The 20,899-nt window shown below is 68.0% G+C and carries 30 protein-coding genes; 23 read left to right on the plus strand and 7 right to left on the minus strand.

Annotated elements, in window-relative coordinates; all coding sequences use genetic code 11:
• The first annotated feature begins 78 nt into the window (after positions 1 to 78).
• The 19 genes from ACFQ87_RS14615 to ACFQ87_RS14705 all read left to right on the plus strand — a co-directional run bounded on the left by ACFQ87_RS14615 (position 79) and on the right by ACFQ87_RS14705 (position 13,642).
• A complete protein-coding gene (locus tag ACFQ87_RS14615) occupies positions 79 to 585 on the plus strand; it encodes an NUMOD3 domain-containing DNA-binding protein (RefSeq protein WP_380611086.1) in 507 nt (168 codons plus the stop codon).
• Entirely contained in the window at positions 582 to 1,085 is a 504-nt protein-coding gene (locus ACFQ87_RS14620; RefSeq protein ID WP_380611087.1) for a hypothetical protein, read from the plus strand. Before ACFQ87_RS14615 ends, ACFQ87_RS14620 begins: the two co-directional genes overlap by 4 nt.
• A 29-nt stretch (positions 1,086 to 1,114) precedes the next feature.
• Complete coding sequence (locus ACFQ87_RS14625; RefSeq protein ID WP_380611088.1) at positions 1,115 to 1,336, plus strand: hypothetical protein; 222 nt, start codon at positions 1,115 to 1,117, stop codon at positions 1,334 to 1,336.
• Positions 1,333 to 2,502, plus strand: coding sequence for a hypothetical protein (locus ACFQ87_RS14630; protein WP_380611089.1), 1,170 nt, complete (start codon positions 1,333 to 1,335; stop codon positions 2,500 to 2,502). Before ACFQ87_RS14625 ends, ACFQ87_RS14630 begins: the two co-directional genes overlap by 4 nt.
• A 112-nt stretch (positions 2,503 to 2,614) precedes the next feature.
• A complete protein-coding gene (locus ACFQ87_RS14635; RefSeq protein ID WP_380611090.1) occupies positions 2,615 to 2,959 on the plus strand; it encodes a hypothetical protein in 345 nt (114 codons plus the stop codon).
• A 26-nt stretch (positions 2,960 to 2,985) separates the two neighbouring features.
• Positions 2,986 to 3,210, plus strand: a complete 225-nt coding sequence (locus ACFQ87_RS14640) for a hypothetical protein (RefSeq protein ID WP_380611091.1) — start codon at positions 2,986 to 2,988, stop codon at positions 3,208 to 3,210.
• Positions 3,211 to 3,226: 16 nt separating this feature from the next.
• The gene (locus tag ACFQ87_RS14645; protein WP_380611092.1) at positions 3,227 to 3,658 is read left to right on the plus strand and encodes a hypothetical protein; all 432 of its coding nucleotides are present in this window, start codon (positions 3,227 to 3,229) and stop codon (positions 3,656 to 3,658) included.
• 39 nt (positions 3,659 to 3,697) lie between these two features.
• Complete coding sequence (locus ACFQ87_RS14650; RefSeq protein WP_380611093.1) at positions 3,698 to 6,490, plus strand: phage tail tape measure protein; 2,793 nt, start codon at positions 3,698 to 3,700, stop codon at positions 6,488 to 6,490.
• 9 nt (positions 6,491 to 6,499) lie between these two features.
• Complete coding sequence (locus ACFQ87_RS14655; protein WP_380611094.1) at positions 6,500 to 9,337, plus strand: hypothetical protein; 2,838 nt, start codon at positions 6,500 to 6,502, stop codon at positions 9,335 to 9,337.
• A gap of 47 nt (positions 9,338 to 9,384) precedes the next feature.
• The gene (locus tag ACFQ87_RS14660) at positions 9,385 to 9,882 is read left to right on the plus strand and encodes a hypothetical protein (RefSeq protein WP_380611095.1); all 498 of its coding nucleotides are present in this window, start codon (positions 9,385 to 9,387) and stop codon (positions 9,880 to 9,882) included.
• Between the two features lie 12 nt (positions 9,883 to 9,894).
• Positions 9,895 to 10,230 (plus strand): hypothetical protein, encoded by a 336-nt coding sequence (locus tag ACFQ87_RS14665; protein ID WP_380611096.1) that lies wholly within the window; start codon positions 9,895 to 9,897, stop codon positions 10,228 to 10,230.
• Positions 10,231 to 10,281: 51 nt separating this feature from the next.
• Positions 10,282 to 10,728 carry a hypothetical protein gene (locus tag ACFQ87_RS14670; RefSeq protein ID WP_380611097.1) on the plus strand — a complete coding sequence of 149 codons (447 nt, stop codon included), beginning with the start codon at positions 10,282 to 10,284 and terminating at the stop codon, positions 10,726 to 10,728.
• Positions 10,725 to 11,003, plus strand: coding sequence for a hypothetical protein (locus ACFQ87_RS14675; RefSeq protein WP_380611098.1), 279 nt, complete (start codon positions 10,725 to 10,727; stop codon positions 11,001 to 11,003). The genes ACFQ87_RS14670 and ACFQ87_RS14675 overlap by 4 nt, the downstream gene beginning before the upstream one ends.
• The gene (locus ACFQ87_RS14680; protein ID WP_380611099.1) at positions 11,003 to 11,704 is read left to right on the plus strand and encodes a glycoside hydrolase family 25 protein; all 702 of its coding nucleotides are present in this window, start codon (positions 11,003 to 11,005) and stop codon (positions 11,702 to 11,704) included. Before ACFQ87_RS14675 ends, ACFQ87_RS14680 begins: the two co-directional genes overlap by 1 nt.
• Complete coding sequence (locus ACFQ87_RS14685; RefSeq protein ID WP_380611100.1) at positions 11,701 to 11,922, plus strand: hypothetical protein; 222 nt, start codon at positions 11,701 to 11,703, stop codon at positions 11,920 to 11,922. Before ACFQ87_RS14680 ends, ACFQ87_RS14685 begins: the two co-directional genes overlap by 4 nt.
• A 12-nt stretch (positions 11,923 to 11,934) precedes the next feature.
• Positions 11,935 to 12,216, plus strand: a complete 282-nt coding sequence (locus tag ACFQ87_RS14690; protein WP_380611101.1) for a hypothetical protein — start codon at positions 11,935 to 11,937, stop codon at positions 12,214 to 12,216.
• A 26-nt stretch (positions 12,217 to 12,242) separates the two neighbouring features.
• A complete protein-coding gene (locus ACFQ87_RS14695) occupies positions 12,243 to 12,485 on the plus strand; it encodes a hypothetical protein (protein WP_380611102.1) in 243 nt (80 codons plus the stop codon).
• Positions 12,486 to 12,595: 110 nt separating this feature from the next.
• Positions 12,596 to 13,111: a hypothetical protein gene (locus tag ACFQ87_RS14700; protein ID WP_380611103.1), complete on the plus strand. Its 516-nt coding sequence runs from the start codon at positions 12,596 to 12,598 to the stop codon at positions 13,109 to 13,111.
• A 24-nt stretch (positions 13,112 to 13,135) separates the two neighbouring features.
• Positions 13,136 to 13,642: a CopG family transcriptional regulator gene (locus ACFQ87_RS14705; RefSeq protein ID WP_380611104.1), complete on the plus strand. Its 507-nt coding sequence runs from the start codon at positions 13,136 to 13,138 to the stop codon at positions 13,640 to 13,642.
• Positions 13,643 to 13,885: 243 nt separating this feature from the next.
• On the opposite strand, the gene ACFQ87_RS14710 is transcribed toward ACFQ87_RS14705, so the two are convergent.
• From ACFQ87_RS14710 to ACFQ87_RS14725, 4 genes are all read right to left on the minus strand, one after another.
• Positions 13,886 to 14,428: a hypothetical protein gene (locus ACFQ87_RS14710; protein ID WP_380611105.1), complete on the minus strand. Its 543-nt coding sequence runs from the start codon at positions 14,426 to 14,428 to the stop codon at positions 13,886 to 13,888.
• Between the two features lie 94 nt (positions 14,429 to 14,522).
• A complete protein-coding gene (locus ACFQ87_RS14715) occupies positions 14,523 to 14,783 on the minus strand; it encodes a hypothetical protein (protein ID WP_380611106.1) in 261 nt (86 codons plus the stop codon).
• A gap of 35 nt (positions 14,784 to 14,818) precedes the next feature.
• Positions 14,819 to 15,286, minus strand: a complete 468-nt coding sequence (locus ACFQ87_RS14720) for an NUDIX hydrolase (protein WP_380611107.1) — start codon at positions 15,284 to 15,286, stop codon at positions 14,819 to 14,821.
• Positions 15,273 to 16,034: a helix-turn-helix domain-containing protein gene (locus tag ACFQ87_RS14725; RefSeq protein ID WP_380611108.1), complete on the minus strand. Its 762-nt coding sequence runs from the start codon at positions 16,032 to 16,034 to the stop codon at positions 15,273 to 15,275. The genes ACFQ87_RS14720 and ACFQ87_RS14725 overlap by 14 nt, the downstream gene beginning before the upstream one ends.
• A 500-nt stretch (positions 16,035 to 16,534) precedes the next feature.
• Between ACFQ87_RS14725 and ACFQ87_RS14730 the strand changes: the two genes are divergently transcribed.
• The 3 genes from ACFQ87_RS14730 to ACFQ87_RS14740 all read left to right on the plus strand — a co-directional run bounded on the left by ACFQ87_RS14730 (position 16,535) and on the right by ACFQ87_RS14740 (position 17,489).
• Entirely contained in the window at positions 16,535 to 16,708 is a 174-nt protein-coding gene (locus tag ACFQ87_RS14730; RefSeq protein ID WP_380611110.1) for a hypothetical protein, read from the plus strand.
• Between the two features lie 88 nt (positions 16,709 to 16,796).
• A complete protein-coding gene (locus ACFQ87_RS14735; RefSeq protein ID WP_380611111.1) occupies positions 16,797 to 17,279 on the plus strand; it encodes a hypothetical protein in 483 nt (160 codons plus the stop codon).
• Between the two features lie 42 nt (positions 17,280 to 17,321).
• Positions 17,322 to 17,489, plus strand: coding sequence for a hypothetical protein (locus ACFQ87_RS14740; protein WP_380611112.1), 168 nt, complete (start codon positions 17,322 to 17,324; stop codon positions 17,487 to 17,489).
• A gap of 42 nt (positions 17,490 to 17,531) precedes the next feature.
• Here ACFQ87_RS14740 and ACFQ87_RS14745 read toward each other — a convergent pair whose 3' ends face one another.
• On the minus strand, positions 17,532 to 18,146 hold the full coding sequence (locus tag ACFQ87_RS14745) for a GntR family transcriptional regulator (RefSeq protein WP_380611113.1): 615 nt from the start codon (positions 18,144 to 18,146) through the stop codon (positions 17,532 to 17,534).
• A gap of 739 nt (positions 18,147 to 18,885) precedes the next feature.
• A complete protein-coding gene (locus ACFQ87_RS14750) occupies positions 18,886 to 19,485 on the minus strand; it encodes a Uma2 family endonuclease (RefSeq protein ID WP_380611114.1) in 600 nt (199 codons plus the stop codon).
• 149 nt (positions 19,486 to 19,634) lie between these two features.
• On the opposite strand from ACFQ87_RS14750, the gene ACFQ87_RS14755 reads away from it, so the two are divergent.
• Positions 19,635 to 20,327 (plus strand): RraA family protein, encoded by a 693-nt coding sequence (locus tag ACFQ87_RS14755; protein WP_380611115.1) that lies wholly within the window; start codon positions 19,635 to 19,637, stop codon positions 20,325 to 20,327.
• Positions 20,328 to 20,343: 16 nt separating this feature from the next.
• Here the strand turns inward: ACFQ87_RS14755 and ACFQ87_RS14760 are convergent, their stop codons facing one another.
• Positions 20,344 to 20,832 (minus strand): GNAT family N-acetyltransferase, encoded by a 489-nt coding sequence (locus ACFQ87_RS14760; protein ID WP_380611116.1) that lies wholly within the window; start codon positions 20,830 to 20,832, stop codon positions 20,344 to 20,346.
• Positions 20,833 to 20,899: the final 67 nt, after the last annotated feature.

Genomic DNA, 20,899 nt, shown 5'->3' on the forward strand with positions numbered 1-20,899 from the left:
ACTCCTCAGCCGTCGGGCGCCCAGCACACGACCCGGCGCCACCTGTCCGCTGCGGCCCGGGCGAAGATCTCCGCTCGCATGAAGGGCAGCAAGCGGCCGCACCGTGGCCACGCCATGTCGGCGTCGGCCCGTGCGAAGATCTCGTCGAAGCTCAAGGGGCGGCACCACGCTGGCCACAAGCTGTCGGCGTCCGCCAGGGCGAAGTTGTCCGCCAAGCTCAAGGGCCGCCACCACCCCGGGCACAAGCTCTCCTCGGCCGCGAAGGCCAAGCTCTCCGCGAAGCTGAAGGGCAAGCACCGCACCCTGTCCGCGGCTGCCCGCGCCAAGCTGAAGGGCCGGAAGCACAAAGGCGCGCACCACAAGATGAGCCCGGCCGCGCGGGCGAAGCTGGCCGCCCGGATGAAGGGCCGCCACCGCAAGCCCGGCCACCGAAAGCCCATGTCGCCTGCCGCCAGGGCCAAGCTCTCCGCTCGGATGCGCGGCAAGCATCGCCGCGGGCACCGCATGTCCGCCGCCGCCCGCGCCAAGGCCGCCGCAACCAGGCGCGCCCACCGTCGCACGCAGACCCGCAGGAGGCGACGGTGACCAACACCCCGGCCAACGCCGTCACGCGAGAGGCCGCCTGGCTGTCCGCCCACGGAGACGGCCTTCCCTCCCTGCTGACCGCGAACGGCGGCCCGTGGGACGTGATCCAGGCGTACATGCCCCGAACCCCCGCCGCCCAGAAGACCCAGCTGTACGTGCTGCGGCGCCGCTGGCAGACCGAGCGGCTCTCGATCGGCCGGCGCCTGCCGAGCTATCAGATGCACCTGGTGGCGTACTGGCCGATCGGTGCGACCACGACTGGTACCCAGATCGCCGAGACCGAACAGACCGCGTTCGACAACGCCCTCTATCTGCTGGTGCAGCGCATCGAGGGGTTCGTCACCGACCACAGCCACGGCGGCCGGTTCCTCACTGTGGCGGAGGCGCCCCCGAACACGGTGATCGCCGTCGAGTACGGCGACCCGGCGCAGGCCGTCAACGCCGGGGTCCTCACCGCGACCGTCACCTACACCGCGGACGACCAGGACTACACAGCCTGACACCCGCCCCACCCTCCCGGAGGATCCCCGTGTCCGACACGGCCCCCTACCTGCAGCGCAACCCCGGGCCGGATCCGGTGGACGTTCCGGCGATCCCGGCGACCGTCGGCCCCGGCGACACCGTCAACTGGCACATCCCGATCGCCGGCTTCGAGCCCGTCCCCGCCGACCCGGCCCCCGCGCCGGACCCCAAGCCCAGCAGGAAGGCCGCCGCCGCGCCGGCCCCGTCCGGTGAGGAGCCCACGCCGTGACCCAGATCTCCCGTCTCGCCACACTCGGCCTCGCCAGGGAAACCGTGGCTGGCACCTACGTGGCGCCGACCGTCGGCATTCCCTTCACCAAGGGCGAATTCGAGGATCAGTTCACCGAGATCAAAGACGAGAGCATCAGAGGCAACGACACGATCTTGCAGGGCATGTACCAGGGCACCGTGCATGCCACCTGGTCCCTCGACCTGCTCGTCTACCCCGACCTCGCCGGGCACTTCTTCGCGGGCATGATCGGCCCGGACACCGTCACCCCGGCCACCGTGACCACCCTGTCGACGGCAACCATAGTGGGCGCCACGGCCATTCAGACGGCGGTCTCCCTCCCGGCGGGCTCCGTGATCCGGCTCGACACCGGTACCAACGTTGAGTACGCGTGGACCGACGGTGCCGCGACTGGTACCGGCCCGTACACCAGCAACGTGACCACCGTGCTCGGCAAGATCGGCGCCAACCGCGTTGGCCTGACACTGGCGCACGCGTCGAGCGCCGCCGTGACGACGCCGACGACGCACACCTTCAAGCAGTCCTCCAGCCCGCTGCCGACGTACAGCCTGACGCTGTTCGACACGACGCAGACGGTCAGCTGCTCGTACGTGCGGTGGAGTGACCTGCAGCTCAAGATCGACCCCAAGGGCGGCGTTCAGCTCTCCGCCAAGGCGACGAGCATGCCGTCGGTGACGCAGTCCCCGACAACGCCGACCTTCAGCACGTACGACCCGCTGCTCGGCTGGAGCTGGCTGATGAGCAACGCGGGGTCGTCCAGCACCCGCGGTCTGACGCTCGACATGACCATCAAGCGGGCCGTGGAAGCGATCCAGTCGAGCGACGGTGTCCAGGCCCCGCGCGAGATCTTCGCGGGACCACTGGAATGCGATGGCACCTACAAGGCGATCTTCGAGGGTCAGACCGACCTCGGCCTGTACCTCAACTACACGCAGACCGCGACCACCGCGACCCTGCAGCAGCCCGTTGCCCGCGGCGGCCAGTCCCTCGCCCTGACAATGTCCAAGAGCGGCTACTTCAAGGGCAAGCGCGACCTGGGCAGCACGTACGCCCAGGCGGACTTCAGCATCGCGGGGATCTACAACACCACCGACGGCGGCGCCGTCCAGGCCGTCCTGCAGAACTTCCAGACCACCGCCTACTAACGGCGGTCCCTCAAACGTTCCGGCGCGGCCACGGGCGCGCAAGCGTTGAGGGCGCGGGGACGCGCCCAAGGCCGCGCCGGGACCCCTTCCCCACCCCCCTCAAGGAGCACAAATGGCTGGGTACGCCAACCGCGTCATTACCCTCAACTTCCCCGAGCTCACCGAGCCTGGCGACGAGCCCATCCGCGTGGTCATGCGCAACCCCAAGACGGTGCCGGCTCAGGCGCTGATGGCTGACACCCCCAACGACGCCACCCCAGAGGAGGCGTTCCAGGCCGGCATCGCCATCCTCGCGAAGCTGGTCATTGGCTGGCACGTCTACGACGCGACCAGCCTCGACGACGACCAGCCGCCGCTGCCGTTGCCGGCCACGGCCGACCTGGTCGCGAAGCTGCCGATGGAGATCCAGAACCGCATGGCCGCCGAGCTCAAGGAGACCACCAGCGCGGGAGCCTAGGGCCGGATGACCCGTACCTGAATGAGGTGCTCTGGCCCGCCGAGAGTATCTACGACGGGACGTGGTCTTCCGGCCCGCCACCGGACGAGGTCGTCGACTTCGAAATCATGCTGGCCACCGGCTGGACGTGGCGGGAGCTACAGAACACGCCCTGGTACGTGCGCCAGTTCACGTGGGATCTACTGCTCACCCGCCGCCAGGCTGAGCAAGCCGCCCAGGAACGTGCGAACGGGAGGGGGGCCGGTGCCTGAGCTTCAACCTGGGGTGATGACAGCGGTCTTCGCGAAGGTCGGCGCGCAGGGCATCGCCCGAACGCCAATCGCCCTCGCGGAGCTGGCCGACGCGATCCTCAAACAGGCCAAGACCAACGCCAGCAACGGCTCGCACGCCTGGGGGACCCCGACGCCGGCCCGCCCTGGCGAGGGGCCCGCGCAGATCTCCGGGACCCTGGTGCGCTCGCTGGCCCGCACCAACGTCGCCCGCACGGCGACCGGCGCCGAGGTCCGCGTCGGCACCCAGCCCGGCATGGCGCCCCCGTACGGCCGGACCCCGAGCAGCAAGTACGGCTCCTACCTGGAGAACGGACTCAAGAACGGCGCCAAGTACCCCTTCCTGACCACGGCCTTCGCCTTCGGGGTGCACGTCGCGGCGCCCGCCATCTACCGCAAGGCCTACGGCGAGGGCTGGAAGCAGCTCTAGCTGACTCCGATTCGGAGTAGATCACTCGGGGGGTGACTCATGGCCTCCGAGGTTGCCGACCTGTTCGTGATCCTGCGGGCCGAGACCGCGCCGTTCATGGCGGGGATGAAGGGCGCCTCCGAGGAGGGCGAGTCCTTCGTCGCCAAGATGGGCGGCCTGGGCGGCATGATGACCAAGCTCGGTGCCGCAACCACGACTGCTGGCATCGCCGTTGCTGGCGTCTCGATCAAGATGGCCGGCGACTTCCAGGCCAGCATGCTCAAGCTCACCACGACCGCGGGTGAGAGTGAGAAGAACCTCGGCATGGTGTCCGAGGGCGTCAAGCGCCTCGCGGTTGACACGGGCACCAGCACCAAGCAGCTCGCTGACGGCATGTACCTCGTGGAGAGCGCGGGCTTCCACGGGGCGGACGGGTTGACCGTTTTGAAGGCCGCGGCGGAGGGCGCCCGAGCTGAGCAGGCGCCGCTGGCCGAGGTGTCCAACGCGGTCACGTCAGCCCTGAAGTCCTACCACCTGCCGGCCGAGCAGGCGACGACCATCACCAACCAGATGGTCGCGGCGGTCGGCGCAGGCAAGATGACGTTCAGCGAATTCTCGTCCAGCCTCGCCACGGTTCTGCCGATCGCCTCGTCCGCGCACGTGGGCTTTGACCAGGTCGGCGGCGCGATCGCGACGCTGACCAACCACGGCACGTCGGCGCGCGAGGCGACCCAGGAACTCGCGTTCTCGATCCGATCCCTCCAAGCACCGAACAACGTCGCCGTGCAGGAGATGCAGCGCCTCGGGCTCAGCTCGGTCGACATCTCCACCAAGTTGGGCGAGCGCGGCCTGACCGGCACGATCGACCTGCTGCAGCAGGCAGTGCTGCAGCACATGGGGCCCGCGGGCACGGTGCTGCTGTCAACCTTCAACACCTCGAAGCAGGCGGCGGCCGACGCGAACGCGATGATCGCGTCGATGCCGAAGTCCCTCCAGAGCCTGGCCAAGGAGTTCCAGGCTGGGAAGATCTCGATGGGCGACTGGCGGGCGGACCTCAAGGGTCTGCCGGTCGATCAGGCCAACTTGGCCTCGCAGTTCGCGACCTTGATCAACAAGAGTCAGGGGTTCAACCAGCAGCTGAAGGCCGGCGGCCCAGCCGAGGAAACCTTCAACGCGAGCATGAAAAAAATGATGGGCGGGGCTACCGGCCTGAATACCGCCTTGATGCTCGGCGGCGAAAATATGGGGGATTTCGAAAAGAACGTCAAAACCGTTGGTGCCGCCGGGCAGGGAGCCGGTAAGGACATCAACGGCTGGGCTGACATCCAGAAGACGTTCAACTTCCAGATGTCCCAGCTGAAGGAGCGTCTGGAAACCGCGGCCATCACGATCGGCACGAAGCTGATCCCGGTCGTCCTGTCGGTCACGAACTTCTTCCTGCAGCACAAGCTTGTGGCCGAGGCACTGGCCGCAGTCATCGGCGGCGTCCTGACCGCGGCTGTCGTCACCTTCGCCACCGGCGCCGTCGTGGGGGCGGTCAAGGGAATTCGAGACATCGGCACGGGCCTCGCGGCTGCCACGCGGGCGGTTCGGGACTTTGAGCTCGGCCAGAAGCTGGCCGCGGCGGCGTCCAAGGTCATGGCGGCGGCCCAGGCCGCGCTGAACATGGTGATGGATGCGAACCCGATCGTTCTAATCGTCGTCGCGCTGGCTGCGCTTGTTGCCGGGTTGGTCTACGCCTACAACCACAGCGAAGCCTTCCGTCGGATCGTCCTGTCGGCGTTCCACGCTGTCGAGCAGGCGGCGGCGGCGGTGTGGCACACGCTGCAGTCGATCTGGGATTCTCTGGCTGGCGCCGCAGAGAAGGTTTGGCACGGAATCGAGCGGGCTTGGAATGCCATCGCGAGCGTCACGACGACCATTTGGAACGGCATCTCGGCGTTCTTCAGGAAATGGTGGCCACTGCTCCTGGTGATCTTCTTCCCGGTCCTGGCAGTGATCATTGCGATCTGGAATCATTTCCACGAGCAGATCATTTCCGTTGCCACGACCGTCTGGAACGCCGTTAGTGATTTCTTCGTCGGCGCCTGGAACTACATCTTGGATGCGGCCCGCTTCGTCTGGGGTCTCGTTCAGGACGCTATCGTCCAACCTTTGGTGTCCGGCTGGCACATCGTCGCGGGCCTGTGGTCGGAGGCCTCATCGTGGCTCTCCCGGAAGTGGCACGAGATCGAGGGGTTCGCCAGCGAGATCTGGAGCGGGATCAGGCAGCAGATCGTCGATCCTGCGATGGACGTCTGGCACAAGGTCTCTGACATCTTCAACCAGATATCCCAGGTGATCAGCAACGCGTTCAACGACGCCTGGAACGCTGTTTCCGGCATCGCAGAGAAATTCTGGCATCTCGGGGGAGATCTCGTCATGGGGATCGTAAACGGAATCAAAAATGGGGCGGGCAAAATCGCGCATGCCCTCAAGGGAATTGCCGAGGACGCGCTCAACGCGGCGAAAAGCTTCCTCGGTATCTCCTCTCCCTCGAAGGTGTTCGCGGCCGAGGTCGGGAAGTGGATCCCGCACGGTATTGCCCAGGGGATCGACGACCACGGGCAGGTTGCCGCCGACTCGGTGACGAACCTCGCCAGCGGTCTCACCGGCAGGCTCGCCGCCGGCGGGGCATCGGGGCTTGCCGTGGCCGGAGGCGCCTCAGCGGGGGGTGGATCGGTCGTCGTGGTCAACGTGACCGTCCAGGGCAGCGTCCTGTCCGAGGCTGACCTGCGGGACACGTTGGAAAAGCAGATGTACCAGCTCGGCATGCGCAACTCCACGACCTGGCAGAACTACGCACGCCGATAGGAGGTCCCCATGGCCACCAATGGGACCTGGCCGCTCATGCAGTACAGCTGGGGGGCCGCCTGGAACGTCAACGGGGCTGCCGTTCCGTCTGAGCTGTTGGCGGATGTCACGTCCAGGAGCCGGGGGCGGGTTGCCATTCGACGGGGTCGGCAGTATGAGCTGGACCAGATCCGGGCCGGCACAACAGATCTGGCGCTGGTCAACACGGATGGGGCGCTGGACCCGGCGAATACGGGCGGCCCTTGGTATGGCCACATAGCTCCGTACCAGCCGCTGCGGGTGCGGGCCCAGTGGCCGCCGACCCCAAATTTGCTGACGCAGGTTCAGGCAACCGGGGGCGATCTCGGCGGGTTCTCGATCGGCACCATCAACTCCCAGTTCGGCATCGGGATCTACTCGACTACGGATAGCGGCAACGGTCAGATCGTCGCGTCGCCCAGCGCGTGGCAGGGAAACCGCGTCTTCCAGTTCGCGGTACCCAACGGTTCGGCCTCCGCGACACCTGTCGTCTTCACGTACCAGGCAAGTGGCGAGCGACTCGCCACCTACACCGTCCAGTTGCAGGTCAGGAATATCACCCCGTCGACCACGGTCCAGGTCGCGCCGTACATCTCGTGGGGAAACGCGGCGAGGGTGGCCACCCGTACGACGGGCACGCCGGTGACGCTGGTCGGCTCCGCGACTGCTGCCTGGACCCAGGTTTCGGTCACCGTCACCCTCGGGGCCAACACAGCTCTCCTCATCACCGGTCTCGCTCTCGCTGCGACAACCACTGCGGCGGTTAACGTCCAGGTGGATGGCTGGCAGCTGGAGCGCGGCGCCACGGCCTCCACCTGGACGGCGCCCAACACCTGGTATCCCCTGTACGCCGGGTATGTCGAGCGCTACCCGTCGTCCTGGACGATGAACGGCACGTACGGCACGGTCCAGACCACGTCGGTGGACGCGATCTCGTTGCTCAGTCAGCAGATCCTGCGGGATCCGCTGACTGAGGAGATCGACACCCGCAACCCGCGGTTCCTGTATACGCTTGCGGATCCTCAGGGTTCCCAGTCGTGTGCGGACTCGATCGGCGCCTATCCTCCAGCTCCACTCGCGGCCTCGAAGTTCGGCCCGGGAAGTCTGGTCCTCGGCAGCCAGATCACCTCAGTGAGTCCGGGCGGCACCTACATCGGCGGCAGCGGCACGGTGGCCACGGTCACCAATCCCAACCCGGGGGTCTACGCGACCAACCCGGCGACGTTCATCAGCCTGGACCAGGCCGGCATTCGGGGGCCGGCCAACCCGGCTGAGTGGACCCGGATGATTGCCTTCCGGTACACCGGCCCGCTCCCCGCCGACCACGCCACGATCTGGTGCTCGACCGACAGCCAGCGGTCTGGCCACTACCCGGCGGGGTCGCAGATCACCGTCGCGCTGAACTCGGCGGGCCAGCCTGGTCTCTTCCTGTCGGGGCCGAACGGGGTCTCGACCAACTACACCGCCGGCGGCGCCACGAACTGTGCCGATGGCAATTGGCATCTGTTGATCTTCGGCTTGTCGCAGTCCGGGAGCTTCGTCTTCATCTCCCAAGACGGCAACGGCGCTTCCTACTTCACTCCGCCAACGACCATCACCCCCACCGGGCTGCAGTGGGACTCAGTGGGCAACTGGGTTGACCCCGTCTATGGCGGCGAGACCTTGTGGAACTACCAGGGCGACATCAGCTATGTCGCCGAATGGCCGTTCGGGTTCTATGGGAACGACATCACGGCGGTGTACACGGCCTGGCGGAGTTCGTTCACCGGCGACTCCTCGGATGCCAGGTACCAGCGGATCCTTGGGTGGGCCGGCTACACCGGCCCGACAAAAATCCAGTCCGGGCTGACGCGGAGCATGGGCCCTGCAGCTGTCGCAGGTCAGGACGTGATGACCGCGCTCCAGTCGGTCACCGACACGGAGAACGGCGAGCAGTTCTTCGCGGCCGACGGGACGTTGACGTTCCGGGCCCGAAGTGCCCGGTATAACGCCCTTACCCCGGCCGTCGTCTTCGGCGAGCAGGCTGCGGCCGGCGAAGTGCCCTACGAGGACTGCCAGCTGGACTACGATCCAACCCGGCTGGCCAACATTGTCAAGATCACCCAGGCAAGTAGCAGCCAGATCTTCACCGGGTCGGACAGTGCGTCCCAAACCAGCTACTTCCAGAGGTCTCTGACCCGCACCATCAACTCCAGCAGTACGCAGGAGTGCCAGGATGCTGCGAACTACCTGACCAGCCGATACAAGCAGCCGGCTGTCCGGATCGCGGCGCTCAAGATCCACGTGAGCGCCAACCCGAGTATCTGGGCAGCGTGCCTGGGCCTCGAACTCGGCACCCGGGTGCGGGTGATGCGGCGTCCCCCGGCACCTGCCAGCCCGATCCAGATCGAATGCTTCATCGAATCCCTGAGCTGGGAGTTCGGCGACAACGGCGACGCCTACCTCACCCTGCAGTGTTCGCCCGCAGATTTGACCCCGTACGGGCTGCTGGCGAGCTTCCACACCACTCTGAACGGCTCCCCGGCGGCCGGTGCCACCACAATCACCATCAACGCCGGAGCGGACAACACCAACCCGGCCGCATCTCAGCTCGGGCAGGGCCAGCAGCTCGTCCTCGGGCTCGGTACCGCCAACCAGGAGACCGTCACGGTGAAGTCAGTTGGCACCACCACGGCCGGCTGGACGACCGCGGTCATCACCCTCACCGCAGCCACCGCCCAGAACCACAGCGTGGGCGACACGGTGTGCGAGCCGCTCCCGGCCGGCGTCACCGACCCCACCACCTGGGACAGCGTCGCCCGATTCGACTCCACCGCCTTTTCCTACTAACCCAGCCGGAGGACCCGTTGCCCCTGCCCGTCCCCATCCCGGCCAGCGTGACACCCGGCAGCTACGAGACCGCCGCCCTGTGGAACGCGAACGTCTACAACGGCCTCAGCTTCGTGCTCAACCCGCCGGTGTTCGTGGCCTACCAGTCCGCCGTGCAGTCCATCCCGAACAGCAGCATCACCACCATCGGTATGGACACCACGGTCATCGACACCTACGCCGGGCACTCCAACGTCACCAACAACAACCGCTACACCCCGACCGTGGCCGGCTGGTACCTCGTCGTTGCCTCCATCGGGTTTGCCGCCAACGCCACCGGGGGCCGCGACCTCGAAATCCGCAAGAACGGCAGCACCGTCAACCTCGGACAGAGCGCCAACCAGGCCGCGGACGCCAGCATCACAACCACCATCCGTGCCGTTGCTCCCGTCCTATGCAACGGCACCACCGACTACATCGACATGTTCGGCTACCAGACCTGCGGTAGCTCCCTCAACACCAACCCGGGCCAGACCGGCATGTTCGTCTTCTGGATGCACGCCTGACAGGAGCTCACCATGACCACCGCCTGCTGGATCACCGGCTGCACCCAGCCCCCTGCCGTCCAGTGGCGCCGCCGCCGCGCCGACGACGACATCGACGCCGTCTTCGCCTGCCTTGGCCACACCATCACCCTCGACGGCGCCGCCCACGTTCATCAGCCCAGCTGCGTCGGTACGGCAGGCAGCCTCCCGGCCTGCGGCTGCACCCCCGAACCGATCAGCACCACCGCGCCTCCGACCCACGCCACCGAGACCCTCCCGACCGGCTGGGTCGTTCCCACGCCGGCTTCCGCCCCGGCTGTGCCGATCCAGCCCTCGGCGCCGACGGCGGGGCCCACCGCTCTCTCCTGACCGCTCTCCTGCCCTGGCCGACGCCGGGGCTTTCCCATGCCCGGAGACACCATGAGCCCCTCCCACCAGCACGCCGAGGTTGCGGCGCACGACCAAGCCGCCACCCACCGGTACACCATGCACTTTCCCGCCCACGAGCCCCGCACCGACGACCCGCACTACGCCGCGTTCGAGGCCTTCCGCCGCCACCACCGCCAGGGCGCGGTGTGCTACGTCGGCGAGCGGGCTGGCCATGAGCAGTGCGCCGGCGGCCTCGAACTGCACCACGCTGTTCTGGAGTTCGCCACCGCTAACGCGGCAGACCCGGTGGCTCTGCACCGGGACTTCCCGGAGATCAGCGAGCACGCCACGGCCGAGGAGGTCGCCCAGTGGCTGGAGTCCAGCCCGGGTGAGTTCCGGTGGCTGTGCTCGTTCCACCACCGCGGGCACGGCGGCGCGCACACCGCGTCCCACGCGGACTGGACCGCCCAGCTGTACGTGCCGGGGCTGATCACGTGAGCCGCCTCAACGTGGCCGTCGACCGGCTGCTGGCCGCGGTCGAGGCCCTGTCCATCAGCCGGTGGCACATCCTCGCCCTGCTGTTCCTCGGGGCGGGTCTGCTGACCCAGGGTGGCAACCAGGCGTTCGAGCTGATTGGCGGTAACTACACCAACGTCATCTCCGCCACGGTGTCGCTGCTGGTCCTGGCCGAGCAGAAGCGTGCGGAGGCCCGTCACGCCGACCGTCACGAGGACCTCAAGGCCCATGTCACCCAGACCCAGGAGACCATCTGATGGGTATCTACGGCCAGGACTGGGCCAGCTACCAGGGAGCTCAGCCCGATGCCTCGGGCCTCTCGTTCGTGTTCACCAAGATCACCGAAGGCCTGTCGTACACCAACCCCCGCTGGGTACAGCAGCGCGACCACGCCAAGGTCGCCGGCCTCGTGTGGGGCGGCTACCACTACCCCCACATGGCCAACTCGCCCCAGGCAGAGGCGGACTACTTCCTCTCCCAGGTGGCGTGGCAGCCGGGCGACCTCATTGTCCTGGACTGGGAGGGCTATGACCCGGCCAACCAGGGCGTGAGCCGAGCCGCCCAGCTCGCCTACAAGGAAGCGTGGCTGCGCTACGTCAAGGCCCGGATGCCGCACAACCCCGTCGGCATGTACTGCAACACCAGCTACTGGCAGGGCATCGACACCACCGGCTACTTCGGCGACTTCCTGTGGATCGCTACCGCTGGCCGCGCTGCTGGCGACCCCGGCATTCGGGCCCCGTGGCTGTTCCACCAGTACTCCGACCAGCCCGTCGACTCCGACTACTGCCACCTCGGGTCCGCCACCGAACTCCGCAGCTGGGCCCTCTCGTTCGCCAGCCCCGCGCCCGCGCCCATCCCGAGCACCCCGGCGTCCGTGCCCACCCCGACGCCGGCACCCGCCCCTGCACCCGCGCGCCGCCGCCGGCCGCGCGCCTACCACGCGATCGGAGCATGACCATGAACCGTCCCGACGGCATCATCCTCGTCAAGGGCGACCCTCAGCAGGGCCACGGCAACGAGGTCTTCGGCATCTGGCCGACCGGTTTCACCCGGCAGATCACCGCCGCAGAGTGGAGTCTCTGGGGCCAGCCCACCCCCGACTACTACATCGCCCTCGGCAGCGACGACGAGTTCAACCAGCTCGCCGCCTACGACCGCGCCCTGCGCGCCTGACAGGAGGCCGAGATGTCCGACTCCGCTCGCCGCACCGTCCGTACGGTCTTCGCTCTCGTTCTCTCGTTCGCCGCCAACCTGCCGCTACTCGTCCACACCGCCGGCCTGTCGGACACGCTGCCTGGCGTCGGTGGTGTCCTCGCGGTCGCCGCCGCGATCACCCACGTCATGGCCCTGCCGGGGGTGGACGCGTGGCTGCCGTCCTGGCTGCGAATGGCCCCGCCGCAGGTGCCGATGCCGCCGGCCCCGGCTGTGCCGCCGCTGGCCGCCCCGCCCACTGGGAGCCGTGAGTGACGAGCCCTTCCCCGAGCCCGACGACGGTGGATCTGCTGGTGGTGCTGACCAGGCTCGAAACGAAGCTCGACACGGCTACGGCCGGCATCGCCGATCACGAGACCCGGCTCCGTACCGTCGAACAGTCTGCCGTCACCGAGGCGGAGATCGCCCAACTTCGAGCCGACGTTGAGTCCCTGAAACGCAACCGTTGGCCGCTACCGGCTTTGGGTGCCCTGGGCGGTCTCGTCGGGGCGGCCGCGGCCGTGTACGCCGCACTCCACCCCTGACACCACCACGCCCCCGCTCGGCCACGTGCCGGGCGGGGGCGCCTTTTCCATATTGACAACCAGTCAGGCGGCTCCTATTCTCAATATTAGAAATCGCGAGGAGGGCGAGGATGACTGCCATCACCACCACTGCGGCGGCCGACCAGGCCAGCGTCACCATCGCCACCATCCGCACCTGGTGCCGCCGCGGGGTCGTTGCCGCCGTCAAGCAGGCCGGCCGCTGGGTCATCGACTCCCACTCCCTCATTAGGCGCATCGACCTTGGCAAGATCTTCCGCAAGCGCCGACCCGTCATCTACAGCGTCGACACGATGACTGCGATCGGTGGCAACCGCTGGCAGAAGAACGGCAAGGACCGCGTCTACATCAACAACTGGGCCGAGTTCGCAGGCCTGGAGACCAGCCACTACAAGACCGGAAACATCGCCTCCGCCATCTACGAGGGCGAACTCATCTCCAACCGGCAGGCAGGCCTCCTCCTCGGCTCGATCGACAAGATTTGGTTCGACGCTGCCGACGGACAGCTTCACTGCCGCTACGGCTACACCGAGTCCCGCATCGCCTCTCGCGAGGAGCTCTTCAACGCTGTGGCCGCTGGCATCCGTACCGCCATCGCAGCCCTCTGATCGCCCAACCCTAGGAGCCCAACCATGAAGCGCATCAACGTCTACAACCGCGACACGTACAGCGACGACCAGGGCAAGCTGGTCGGATGGTTCGACCGCGACTCCTGCACTGAGGCCATCGATGAGGACCGGCAGTGGGACGGCAACAATCACCGCGGTGTCATGTCCGGTCTTCAGGTCGGGTACGAGGAGCTTCTGCGTACCAGTCGAGGCCGCTGGGTGAGGCACTACGACAGCCGGAGCGAGTTCAACGGCCCCGAGTACTACGAGTACCTGACCGACGAACAGGCCAAGGAATGGCTGGTCAGGAACAACACCGACAAGTCCACCGACGTTCTGGAGAGGTACTTCGGGGCGTTGGAGGAGGAGGCCGGGCCCGCTGTCGGCCGGCCGGCGGTCGGGCCGCAGATCGCCGTTGCGTATCCGGAGGAGCTGCTGGAGCGCATCGACGCGGCGGCAAAGGCAGCGGGCGTGTCGCGGGCCCAGTGGCTGCGGGAGGCAGCGTCCGCACGCCTTGAGGCGACCGGCTGACGATTCACCACCCGATGTGGGATAGTAGTGCCCTCCCCGCCGCTGCGGGGGTGTACCGCAGGGCGATGCAGCGTTTCGCTCAGGTTGGTAGCTCTCCCCGCCGATGCGGGGGTGTCAGGGCCCCGGCCCCGCGTTCGCGGGGATGGCTCATGGCCTTGTTTCAACGACTTGTTGGGCCCGCGCTCGCGGGCAGTAGAACGCCCCCGCTCTCCTCCGGGAGGGCGGGGGCGTTTCGTCGTGTCGTCAGCCGGCGGCCTTGTCGTACTCGGCGGCCTGGTCCGGGGTCAGTGCCTTGGCGACGCGTACGAGCACCGTGCCATGGAGGAAGTCGTACTCGGCGAAGATCGGCTGGGCTTTGCCGATGGCCTCGATGTAGGCGGCGCGGGCCTTCGCGTCCTCGGCGGTGGCGAAGACCTCGACGGTTGCGCCGCGGTCGGCGCCTTTCGCGTTGGCGTCTTCGATGCGGCTGTCGGTGATGACGGTCGCGGACGTGTACTGGTGTGGCCGGCCGAGGAGCTTGTTGGGGTCGTCGGCGGCGGTGATGTTCGTGGTGGTGGCGGCGGTGTGGACCACCTTCTTGATCTTCGCGGCGATGGCTGCGGCGTCCTGACCGGCGGCGGGCGGGGCGGCCTTCGGGCTCCCGGTTGCGGCCGCTGTGCCTGCGGCCGACGCTGCGGCCGTGAGGGTCGGGGTTGGGGCGGCCGGCCTGTCCGTGGTGCTGCTGGAGCAGGCGGCGGTGGCGGCGAGGAGGCCGGTGGTGAGGAGGGTGAGGGTGGTGCGGCGCATGGTCCCCCCTGGGACGTGGTGCGGGTGGTGGGGGGACCGTATCGGCGTGGGCGTGCCGTTTGGGGGTGGTTTGGCCGAGCTGTGACCAAACGGGTCAGGCCGCGGCCTGCTCGCCGTCGAGGTGGGCTTTGGCGGCGTCGAGGCTGGCCTGCCAGGTCTGCGCGTAGCAGGCCCCGGACCGGGCTTCCTCCCAGATGGGGTGGGCGCGGAGGGCGAGTGCCCGGTCGATGTAGGTGTCCCGTGCGGCGTCCACGTCGCCGCCGGCCTCGCGGGTCGTAGTCATCGCCCGGTCGGCCTCAACCACGGCAACGTGGAGGGGCAGCAGGTCATCCGGGAGCGGCAGAGGCTTGGGCATACCGCCATGGTACGGGCGGCGGCAGACAGGGCAGGTCAGCGCACTACCGGGATGGCTCCAGCCCGCCAGTCGGCCAGCCGCTTGCGGATGCTGGGCACCATCGGCAACCCGTCCGTCTCAGCCGGGGTGAACCATGCGACCTCGTGGGACTCATCGGAGACACGCAGTTCACCGCCGACCGGTCGGCCGAGCAGACAGATGGAGAACTCCTGGCGGACCTCCCCGTCGTCGTAGGCGAAAACGTGCCGAGGGTTGGTGTAGGTGCCGACGATGCCGGTGATCTCAACGCGGATTCCGGTCTCCTCGTACGTCTCGCGGACGCCGCAGTCGCCGAGGGACTCGCCCAGGTCCATCTTGCCGCCTGGGAGCGCCCACATGCCGTTGTCGGTGCGACGCTGGAGAAGCACGCGGCCGGCATCGTCGACCACGACGACGCTCGCGGCCGGGACCAGCGAGTTCGGCTTCGGGGCGTTCGGGTCGTCCTCGTAGTCACGCCTGGGCATGTTCCACCTCCGGGATCGTCCACACGTCGCGGCCGCGCCCCCAGAGATCCTCAATGTGACCGGCGAATCGGTCGAACACGCCATCGTCCTGGGCCCGCCTGAGGTGCATCATCGGGGCGTCGTGGCCGATCCTACCGGGCAGCAGCGGCGTGACGATCATGTCGTTGTCGAAGCGGAACGCCGACAGGCTCACGTGCCCAGTCTCGTACCGGGCCTCGATGTTGGTGTCGCGAAGCTTGGCCAGCTCGGAGAGAGTGACCTCGATGCGGGTGGAGAGGGTGAGCGGCACGTCCTCTTCGATCTCGCGCTGCCGGGTGATCGGGCTGGCCGGGTCGCCGAGGACGAACCGGACGCGGCAGCCCGCCGCTGCCTTCTTGCGCAGGAGAGCCCCGAAGTTAGCGTGCTCCAGCCACAGGAAGTAGTTGGTGTACCCGGCGAACACGAGTTCTCGGGTCGCCTCTTTCGCGAGCTGACGCCACAGCGTGGCGGGTGCCGCCGACCGGTATGGGTACATCTGCACCAGTTCCCGATCCGGGCCCGACTTCACCAACTGCTGCACGGACGGCCAGAGCACGGTCTCCTCCTCGCCGAGGGCCCGACTGGCCGCCGCACGGTGCCGGGCGTGAGGCTCGCGCTGCGGGTTGGAGATCCATCTACTGACCGTCTTGGGGTCAACGCCAACGGCCCGCGCGAGCTGGGACTCGGTCATGTTGGCACGGGCCATCGCGTCGCGGAGTGGGCTGGTCACGGGCTCGCCTCTCACAGTCGGGACGTTTCAAGGTGTACCGCAGAGACGTCCCAAACGTCCCGCAAACGCGGTATGACGTCCCGCCAGGTGAGCCGACGATTCAGTCGTGACGGAATCACCTTCTCCCAGCAGAGCCCAACTCCAGGGCATCGCCTGCATTCGATGCGGCGGCGAGGACGGCGAGCTGATTCCCGCCGGCCACTACCCCATGGAGACGAGACCAGGGTCCGCCCCGCTCAGCTGGGCTGTGGTGGCCCACCCCCAGTGTCTCGAGGAGGCGCCGTGACTGCCGTCGTGGCGTCCTGGCCGCCCCCGCCGGACAGCATCATCATCCGCTGCGATGTCAGCCAGGCCGGCCGGTACGTCTCGCCGGAGTGCCAGCTCGGCGCTCATCACGGGTGCCCCGGCGGCATTTGGAACGAGGCCCGCGTTCGTGTACTGACATGCCTCTGTGGCCACGGCGACTGTTCCTGTGCCCGACACCTGCCCGGCGGCACCAGATGAGCGCCGACGCCGGGCCGTCGGTCCAAGCCGGCGGGCGGGTCGAGCTCGGCCAGTGTCGATTCTGCGGGGCATGGACTTACGGCCCATGGGTGGAGGACCTGACCGCACACATCGCGATCGTCGAACACTGCCCCGACCCGGACGGCGACCAGGACGACGAGCCGTTCTGACGCCACCCCTCTGTCTCCTCCTGGGCCTGACGACGACACCAGGTCTGGGAGGCCGCACCACTCGCATACCACCGAGAGGAGCACCAGCATGTCCAGTACCCCGAGGTCGCTCGTGAGCGAGGCGACGTTCGACTCCATCGTGTCCACCCTGCTCGACAACAATGCGGGCATGGCAGTCGACATGGCGGAGCGCATCGCCACCGAGGCGATCGCGTTCGTCGTCACCGGCGCCCGAACCCCCCGCCTGGCCATGGCGCCGTCCCGGACCGTGGACGAGGGCTGGCACGCCTTCATCATCCACACCGAGCCCTACGCCGAACTGTGCGCGCGGGAAGGAGCTTTCGTTCACCACAGCCCTGGCTTCGACCCGGAGAACTTCGACCCGGACATCCTGGAGCAGACTCAGGACGCCATCCGGGCCGCTGGGTTCAAGGTTGACCCGGAACTGTGGCGCCCGCCCACCGACGACTCCATCGTGTCCGTGGCGGCGAACTGCCAGCACGCGCCCTCCTGCACGATCCGGCCCATGCCGAAGCCGGAGAAGCCCTGCAACAAGCCGTCCGTCATCTAACGGGCGCGTACGCTGCCGGACAGCCGACAAGGAGGCGCCCCTATGGGTGAGTACATCAACCCGCGCTACGCGGACGTCGTCGAGTGGTACCGGCAGCAGCAGGTGAACCCCGATCCGGAGCCGGCGCTCGGTCGGCCGGTCCTCCGGGCTGACGGTGAGCCTGCGCCGGCCCGGATCGGGTTCCTGATGGAGCCGATGCTGAGCGAGTAGCGCGCCCCCTGGCCGGTCGTACGGCGGTACGGCCGGCCAGGTCTATCGAAGGCGTACGCGCCAGCGATCTGCCGGCAGGACCATATCTGCCGTCTCGACAGGGCGCCCCGATGCGGTCAACCGGGTCCGCTGGATCAGCCAGGCCGGGACGCCTTGGGGTAGGCCGAGGTGTTCGGCTTCGTCGGCGGTCAGCTGGTGGAGCTGGGCCTCGGCGTCGCATCGCGCCCAGGTCTGGGCGCGGGCCCCTCTCCACCAGGTGGTGACGAGGTGGCTGGGCCTGGAGTCGGGGTCGAGGCATTCGTCTCGGCGCCACCGGAGGCGCGCGCCGACGGGCACGTGGAGACGCTCGGCGAGGTCGGTGTCGGCCCGGCAGCTGCCGGTGGCTCCGTCACCGCCGCGGTATGGCCAGTCTCGATCGGGGTCGAGGAGTGTGCGCACAGCAGGAGGATGCGCCACGAAGAGGCGCGTACGTGGCCGGCCCTCGAGTTCTCCGGCCTTTCGGAGCAGCGCCATTCCGCGGCGGGCTTCGGCGATGCTGACGTGAAGATCGGTGGCTAACGCCGCTTGAGAGGGTAGTTGATCCCCGGGTAGCCATACGCCGACGGCGATCCGGCGTCGGATCTCGGCGGCTACGCGCTGGTACGGCGCGGGCTGCATGGGCGGGCGGTCCTTGGCTACGGCGTGCGAGGCATTGGGCAACACCGTAGAGATGGCTTCTGATCTGCGTTAACGCAGATCTGGACAGGTGGACCAACAACACGGATCATCGGTGGGCGCACCCGAAGCGTGAACGTGTGTTCGATATTGTTCCCATCCCTCAGGAAGGACATGCACGTGCCTGGCACCCCCACGCCTCGCGAGGTTGTGTTGGCTGCGTACGAGTGGGAGCCGGGAACGTGCTACCGCTGTGGGCGGAACGTGGAGCGGACGGCGGTGGTCGGCCGGCTACTTCAGCAGCAGGGCACCGTTCCGATCCGGGCGTGCGAGACCTGCACTCTGATCCTGGAGCGTTTCCGCGAGAAGGCGGCCGATCGGTACGGCTGGCCGTACGTTCCGGGGGAGCAGTCTCCGTAGAGTCTGTGTAGGGCGGGTGCCCTCGTAGGGTGCCTGTAGGGGCCCAGTCGTCATAGGGCGGTAGTACTGCGTCTCAAGATGTCTCAGACTGTCTCAGCAGGTCAGGAGCTTTTCGAGCACAGCGAGTGCCGCTCGAATGAATCGGCCCAGGTCGACGGAAGCGATGCGTAGAGTGGTACGGCTACTTCATGCGCCGCCTCGCCGAGCGCCCGGCCAACCTCACCTTCTTCCTGCGCGCCATGGCCACCCGCAACTGACGCGCACCGCAAGCCGGAGCGGCTCGTACCCCCTGTGTGGGAGGGGTGCGGGCCGTTTCGTGTGTCTAGCGCCGGAGGAAGTACTTGGTGTCCAGGTCGAAGTCGAACGGGGCGGGGAGGGCGAGCGGTTCGCCGAAGGCCGCCAGGTGGACCTCGGTGTACTCCTCGCGATGTGGCTTGCTGAAGAGGCTGACCTGCGACTTCTCGCGGTCGATGAGGAGGTGGAGCGGGATGCCGGCCCGGGCGTAGCAGTGCCGCTTGGTGATCCGGTCCTGGTCGGGCTTGCTGGAGGTGATTTCGGCGACCATCGCGACCCCGTCCGGGTCCATCCAGGGAGGGGCGTCCCAGAGGATGTCGAGTTCCCTCGGAGCAAAGGTCAGGTCCGGGATGACGTAGTTCTTGGGGCAGAGACCACCCCTGGCCAATCGAAGCCCCTTGTTGCCGGAACCTTGCATGCGGACCGCTGACTTCGCCTTCACCTCGTCGATCAGCAGGTCGAAGTAGTACTCGTGCCTGCCGTCCGGCGGTGGTGCCACGATGATCTCTCCCTCGATCAGCTCGGCTCGGAAGCCTTCGGGGGAGTGCAGGCTCAGGAAGCTCTCCAGCAGGATGTCGGCCTGAGAAGGGGAGCCCGTGATCGGTTGCTCATGCGCCACAGCACTCATGATGCCCCTCCTTCAGATGGGCGTCACGCTATTCGTCGCCAGGCCGGGTTATGCAGTGCACGGCGGACTTTCACTCGATGGTGTGAGTTTGGGGTTCGGCTTAGGATTCCGGTGCTGGTCAACTGGGCTTTTGGTGGGAGGAGTTGGGGATGCTGAAGGCGTTCGAGGGGCTGTCCACCGCGGTGGTGGCGGATGCGTGTGTGCGGGTCGGGGTGGGGCTGCGGGCGGCGCCGGTGGGGGTGGGCGGGGTGGTGCCGGGGGCCCGGGTGGCGGGTCGGGTGCTGCCGGTGCGGCACTACGGGAGCGTGGACGTGTTCCTGGAGGCGTACGGGGCGGCGCGGGACGGGGACGTGCTGGTGATCGACAACGGCGGGCGCACGGACGAGGCCTGCGTCGGGGACCTCGCGGTGCTGGAGGCCCGGGCCGCCGGGGTCGCCGGGATCGTGGTGTGGGGGTTGCACCGGGACACGGCCGAGCTGGTGGGGATCGGGCTGCCGGTGTTCAGTTACGGGGCGCTGCCGCTGGGGCCGGTGCGGCTGGACGGGCGGGAGCCGGAGGCGCTGGTGTCGGCGCGGGTCGGGCCGCACCTGGTGGGTTCTGAGGACGTGGTGTTCGCGGATGCGGACGGGGTGGTGTTCGTGCCGGCCGACCGGGTCGAGGAGGTGCTGGAGGCGGCCGTCGGGATCGCCCGGACCGAGCGGGCGCAGGCCGAGCGGATCGCCGCCGGGGACACGCTGCGCGAGCAGACCGCCTTCGACGAGTACCTGGAGCGGCGCGCGGCCGACCCGTCGTACAGCTTCCGGCAGCACCTGCGACGGGTCGGCGGGGCGATCGAGGAGTAGGTCGGGGGTAAGTCCCTTACAGCGGCCGGTACATGACGTGCAGGCCGACGTAGCCGTCGACCGGGTGGTGGAAGGCCTCGGGGACGGTGCCGACGATCTCGAAGCCGAGCGACTGGTAGAGCTTCACGGCGTGGTGGTTGTTGGCGACCACCGCGTTGAACTGCATGGCGCGGTAGCCGGTTCGGCGGGCCCAGTCGAGGGAGTACTCGACCAGGGTCCGCCCGATGCCGCGGCCGTGGTGGGCCGGGTCGACCATGTAGCTGGCGCTGGCCACGTGCGAGCCGTTGCCAGGGCGGTTGCGGTTCATGGTGGCGGTGCCGAGGACGCGTCCGTCCTCGTCCACCGCGACCACGGTGTGGTCGGGGGCGGAGTGCATCCACCACTCCCGGCCCAACTCGGAGGGCATGTCCAAGGGGTAGGGGAAGGTCTCGCCGGCGGCGACGATGGCCTGGAAGAAGGGCCAGATGGCCGGCCAGTCCTCGGGGGTGGCTTCGCGAATGAGCATCCGATCAGGATGATCGTTGACGGGCGGGCGGGGCAACGGTATTTCGGCGCCCCGCTCGCACGGGGTG

The sequence above is a fragment of the Kitasatospora sp. NPDC056531 genome (genome assembly GCF_042794375.1).
GTDB lineage: Bacteria > Actinomycetota > Actinomycetes > Streptomycetales > Streptomycetaceae > Kitasatospora.

Coding starts and splice junctions, on each gene's coding strand:
- ACFQ87_RS14615 (WP_380611086.1), top strand. CDS start 79: ATGAAGGGCAGCAAGCGGCCGCACCGTGGCCACGCCATGTCGGCGTCG.
- ACFQ87_RS14635 (WP_380611090.1), top strand. CDS start 2,615: ATGGCTGGGTACGCCAACCGCGTCATTACCCTCAACTTCCCCGAGCTC.
- ACFQ87_RS14645 (WP_380611092.1), top strand. CDS start 3,227: ATGACAGCGGTCTTCGCGAAGGTCGGCGCGCAGGGCATCGCCCGAACG.
- ACFQ87_RS14650 (WP_380611093.1), top strand. CDS start 3,698: ATGGCCTCCGAGGTTGCCGACCTGTTCGTGATCCTGCGGGCCGAGACC.
- ACFQ87_RS14655 (WP_380611094.1), top strand. CDS start 6,500: ATGGCCACCAATGGGACCTGGCCGCTCATGCAGTACAGCTGGGGGGCC.
- ACFQ87_RS14665 (WP_380611096.1), top strand. CDS start 9,895: ATGACCACCGCCTGCTGGATCACCGGCTGCACCCAGCCCCCTGCCGTC.
- ACFQ87_RS14670 (WP_380611097.1), top strand. CDS start 10,282: ATGAGCCCCTCCCACCAGCACGCCGAGGTTGCGGCGCACGACCAAGCC.
- ACFQ87_RS14680 (WP_380611099.1), top strand. CDS start 11,003: ATGGGTATCTACGGCCAGGACTGGGCCAGCTACCAGGGAGCTCAGCCC.
- ACFQ87_RS14685 (WP_380611100.1), top strand. CDS start 11,701: ATGACCATGAACCGTCCCGACGGCATCATCCTCGTCAAGGGCGACCCT.
- ACFQ87_RS14690 (WP_380611101.1), top strand. CDS start 11,935: ATGTCCGACTCCGCTCGCCGCACCGTCCGTACGGTCTTCGCTCTCGTT.
- ACFQ87_RS14700 (WP_380611103.1), top strand. CDS start 12,596: ATGACTGCCATCACCACCACTGCGGCGGCCGACCAGGCCAGCGTCACC.
- ACFQ87_RS14705 (WP_380611104.1), top strand. CDS start 13,136: ATGAAGCGCATCAACGTCTACAACCGCGACACGTACAGCGACGACCAG.
- ACFQ87_RS14710 (WP_380611105.1), bottom strand. CDS start 14,428: ATGCGCCGCACCACCCTCACCCTCCTCACCACCGGCCTCCTCGCCGCC.
- ACFQ87_RS14715 (WP_380611106.1), bottom strand. CDS start 14,783: ATGCCCAAGCCTCTGCCGCTCCCGGATGACCTGCTGCCCCTCCACGTT.
- ACFQ87_RS14720 (WP_380611107.1), bottom strand. CDS start 15,286: ATGCCCAGGCGTGACTACGAGGACGACCCGAACGCCCCGAAGCCGAAC.
- ACFQ87_RS14730 (WP_380611110.1), top strand. CDS start 16,535: ATGAGCGCCGACGCCGGGCCGTCGGTCCAAGCCGGCGGGCGGGTCGAG.
- ACFQ87_RS14735 (WP_380611111.1), top strand. CDS start 16,797: ATGTCCAGTACCCCGAGGTCGCTCGTGAGCGAGGCGACGTTCGACTCC.
- ACFQ87_RS14740 (WP_380611112.1), top strand. CDS start 17,322: ATGGGTGAGTACATCAACCCGCGCTACGCGGACGTCGTCGAGTGGTAC.
- ACFQ87_RS14745 (WP_380611113.1), bottom strand. CDS start 18,146: ATGCAGCCCGCGCCGTACCAGCGCGTAGCCGCCGAGATCCGACGCCGG.
- ACFQ87_RS14750 (WP_380611114.1), bottom strand. CDS start 19,485: ATGAGTGCTGTGGCGCATGAGCAACCGATCACGGGCTCCCCTTCTCAG.
- ACFQ87_RS14755 (WP_380611115.1), top strand. CDS start 19,635: ATGCTGAAGGCGTTCGAGGGGCTGTCCACCGCGGTGGTGGCGGATGCG.
- ACFQ87_RS14760 (WP_380611116.1), bottom strand. CDS start 20,832: ATGCTCATTCGCGAAGCCACCCCCGAGGACTGGCCGGCCATCTGGCCC.